Here is a 3,947-nt window from a genome sequence, read left to right on the forward strand (position 1 = left end):
TACCCGTCCCTCCCCCACTCTCGGCTTCGCTCGAGCGGGAGGTGCCCCCACCAAGGGGCTGCGCCCCTTTGACCCCCGGCGTCCGTCCGGTGGGGGCTGGTCGCGCAGTTCCCCGCGCCCCTGAGAAGGCGGGGCTGCGCCCACGCCTTCTCAGTCGGCTTCAGCCGGACTTCTCGTACGTCACCGACTTGCCCGCCGTGTCGACGCGGCGGAGTTGGCCGTCCGGCAGGAGGGTGACCGTGGTGGCGGCGCCGGGGGAACAGGACTCGGCGGGTTCGCCGGTGGTGACGGTGGACGGGCCGATCCGCAGCGGGCCGCCGTCGTCCGGTTCGTCCGTCAGCGCCGCCTCGAACACGCAGTGGTACGTGCCGCCTCCTTCGAGCGGACCGTCCGCCGTGAGCGAGAGCACCGTGTCGCCGACCTCGCCCTGCTGGATGACGAGTTCACGGGTGTCCGCGCCGTCGGAGCCGTCGAGGGTGGCGTTCCAGGTGCCGAGGAAGTCCTCCGGGATCGGGCCGGCGTCGGGCGACTCGGTGGTCGGGTCCGGCGAGGTCACGGGGTCCGTGGGCTCGTCGGTCGTCGGTCCCGGCGTCTCGGGCGCGCTCGTCCCCGTACCGCCCTTCGCGTCGTTCTTCCCGCCGCCGTCGCCGCCCTTCTTCATCAACGCGTACACCGAGCCGCCCGCCCCGAGGGCGACCACCAGCGCGACGGCGACGAGCAGCACGGAGGCACGCCGGCTCCCGCGCTCCGGTTCGGGACGACCACCGGGGCCCGTCCCGGCGCCGGGCCCATAGGGGGCCTCCGGCCCGAAGAGGGGCTCCGGCCCGTACGGCGGGGTCGCGCCCAGCCCCGCCCCGCCGCCGTACGGCGATTGCCCGTACGCCCCGTACGGCGCCTGCGGCCTGCTCTGCGGGTAGCCGTAACCGGCGCCGGGGCCGGGGGCCACGCCGGGCTGCTGCCCGTACCCACCGGCGGGCTGCTGGGTGTACGGGTGCGGGAAGCCGTAGCCGGCGGGCGCGGGCCCCGGGTTGTAACCACCTGGTGCGGCGGCGGGCCCGGGCGGAGCGGTCGGCGGAGGGGGCTGCGCTCCGGGCGCCCCCGCGATCCGTGTCGGCATCCGGTCCAACGGCTGCCCACCCGGCGCGCCCGGCGGAGGCGGCACGGCACCCTCGGGCGGGGCGGCGGGGTGATCCGCCGGGGAGCCGGGAACGCCGGGAGGTGTCGCCGGCCCGGTCGTCCCGCCCGCGCGCGGGGACGCGGAGGCCCCCGCGGCGGCCTCCGAACCACCGTACGGAGAATGGGGATCACCCAGCGGATACACAGGCGGAGCCGACGGCGGCCCCTCGGCCCCGGCCGGCGACGCGGACCCGCCCCTGTCCGACGACTCGACCCCGGCACCAGCCGACGGCGGGCTCTGGGCTGCGGTCCCCGCCGCCATGTTCGCGGCGACGGCCCCCGGAGGGCTCACCGACGGAGGCGAGAGCGGGGTCGGCGGCGCAGTGACAGGCGGAGAGGCCGGTGGGGAGGCCGGTGGAACGGCCTGTGGAGCGGCCGGTGGAGTCGGGGGCTGGCCCGCCGGACCTCCTGGCGCATCGGGACCACCTCCCGGCACCCCCGGGCCACCCACACCCAACTGCCCCGACTGCTGCGACTTCCCCGGCCGCTCCCCCGTCTCGCCCGTCTCGCCCGTCTCCCCCCTCTCCTCCGGATCCTCCGTCTCCAGCAACCGCACCGCGTGTCGCCCCAGTTGGGCGACCAGGGCGCTCGGCAGCCACGGGTCGCGGGAGCGGCCTGCGAAGACCGTGTCCTCGGCGCCGGTGCGCTGGAGGATCTGGGCCAGGGTGGGGCGGGCGGCGGGGTCCTTGCGCAAGCAGTCGCGGACGATGTCGTACAGCCCCTGCGGCAGCCCCTCCAGGTCCGGTTCCTCCTGGGCGATGCGGTACATCAGCGCGTGGACACCGGAGTTGGCGGCGCCGAACGGCAGGGTGCCGGTGGCGGCGTAGGAGAGCACGGAGCCGAGGCAGAAGACGTCGCAGGCGGGGGTGATGCGACCGCCGCGCACCTGCTCGGGCGCCATGAAACCCGGCGACCCGACGAGCGCGCCGGTGCGCGTCAGCCCGCCGTCCGTGACGGTCTCCAGCGCCCGCGCGATCCCGAAGTCGATGACACGCGGCCCGTCGATGGTCACCAGCACGTTGGACGGCTTGAGGTCCCGGTGGATGAGCCCGGCCGCGTGGATGTCCTCCAGCGCGTGCGCGAGCCCGGCCGCGAGGATCCGGACGGACCGCTCGGGCAGCGCCCCGTGATCACGCCCCACCACGGCCTGAAGGGACGGCCCGGCGACATACCCGGTGGCGACCCAGGGGATCCCCGCCTCGGTGTCCGCGTCCAGCACCGGCGCGGTCCAGTACCCGCCCACCTGCCGCGCGGCCCGTACCTCCTGCCGGAACCGCGCCCGGAACTCCTCCTGCTCCGCCAGCTCCTGCCGGACCAGCTTGACGGCGACGGTACGGCCCCGCTCGGACCGGGCCAGGTACACGTTCCCCATCCCGCCGGCCCCCAGCCGCGCGAGCAGCCGGTACGCCCCGATCCGTTGCGGATCCCCGGGCCCGAGCTTCTCCATGGCCACCGCCCCCTGATTCCCCGTGCCGCCCCGCCGCGTCCGTGGACGCGAGCACGTATCCGTGTACATGTACGTACGGGTACGTCGCCTACGTCGGCAACCTCATCAACGTCGTCTACGTCGCGTACGTGCGCAACGGACCGATCGTAGTGCGGCCGTGCGGGGAGGCGGATGGAGCGGTGTCTACGGTTCCGTAACAGCGTCCGGTGCCGCCGCGAGGTCGTCCAGGGCGGCCGACAGTCGTTCGAGCGCCCGTACGGTCGCCGCGAACTCCTCCTCCCCCAGCGCCTCGGCGAGTCGGGCGGCCAGGGCGGCGTGGCCCGGGTCGATCCGCTCGACCGCCGCGCGGCCGGCGGGGGTGGGGGTGAGGAGTTTGGCGCGACGGTGGGCCGGGTTCGGCACGTACGCGGCGAGCCCCCGGTCGACCAGGAGATCGGCGACCCGCTGGACGCTCTGCCGGGTGATGCCCATGGCCCGAGCGACCCCGGCGACCGGCAGCGGCTCGGGCAGCACCGCGCCGAGCACCTGCCACCAGGCGGCCGTGAGCCCCGCGGGGCTCGCCAACCCGTCGGCCACGGAGAGGAACTGACCGTTGAGGCGGAAGACTCCGAGGGCGGCGCGGCTGAGGAGGTCCTGCTGCTCGCGGCTCACCGGGCCGCCGCCTCCAGCACGGCGTACGCCTCCGCGTCCGAGTCGTGGAAGAGGCGGTACCAGGCGTCGAGGACCTCGCCCTCGTAGACCCCGAGGATGCGGAGGACCTCGCGGGCGAAGGCGACGGGTTCGGTGGGGCCGGCGGTGACGAGCAGTCCGGAGTCGTCGGTGACGGCGTCCGCGTCGACGTACCGCTCACCGCCGCCGTACCCGGTGGCCGCGAGGTAGAAGGGCGCCGCGCTGGTGTGCGCCCGGTCGTCCAGCAGCCCCTCCCGGGCGAGCCCGGCGGTCGCGCCGCAGATCGCGGCGACGGGGACGCCGGCCGCGAGGAACTCCCGCGCCTTGCGGGCGAACGGCGCGAGTTCGTCGCCCGTGTCCCACAGGTCGGCGCCGGTGAGGACGAGCAGCGAGCTGTCCTCGGGCCGCAGCCGCCCCAGGACCTCGTCCGGCTGGATCCGCACCCCCGCGATGGTCCGCACGGCGTCGGTCCCCACGGCGACCGTCCGAACCTCGTACCCACCCCGGGCGAGCCACGCGGTGGTGTGCCCTGTCTCCCAGTCGGCGTAGGTGTCGTACACGGCGAGATGAACAGGCTTCCGATTACTCATGACAGCATCCTGACATTACGACAGTCTGCTGTCAATGGAAGGTGGGGGGCGGGCTGCGTGTCGAC

Annotated in this window: 3 protein-coding genes; all 3 read right to left on the reverse strand. The window is 75.2% G+C overall.

The features are described 5' to 3' along the window. Positions 1 to 160: 160 nt before the first annotated feature. The 3 genes from P1P70_RS41825 to P1P70_RS41835 all read right to left on the reverse strand — a co-directional run bounded on the left by P1P70_RS41825 (position 161) and on the right by P1P70_RS41835 (position 3,882). Positions 161 to 2,623 carry a serine/threonine-protein kinase gene (locus tag P1P70_RS41825; RefSeq protein WP_319247313.1) on the reverse strand — a complete coding sequence of 821 codons (2,463 nt, stop codon included), beginning with the start codon at positions 2,621 to 2,623 and terminating at the stop codon, positions 161 to 163. Positions 2,624 to 2,806: 183 nt separating this feature from the next. Next, entirely contained in the window at positions 2,807 to 3,274 is a 468-nt protein-coding gene (locus tag P1P70_RS41830) for a MarR family winged helix-turn-helix transcriptional regulator (protein ID WP_319247315.1), read from the reverse strand. Beyond that, entirely contained in the window at positions 3,271 to 3,882 is a 612-nt protein-coding gene (locus P1P70_RS41835) for a DJ-1/PfpI family protein (RefSeq protein WP_319247316.1), read from the reverse strand. The genes P1P70_RS41830 and P1P70_RS41835 overlap by 4 nt, the downstream gene beginning before the upstream one ends. Between the last annotated feature and the right edge of the window lie 65 nt (positions 3,883 to 3,947).

It is taken from the genome of Streptomyces sp. MB09-02B, from assembly GCF_033794485.1.
Taxonomy (GTDB): Bacteria; Actinomycetota; Actinomycetes; order Streptomycetales; family Streptomycetaceae; genus Streptomyces.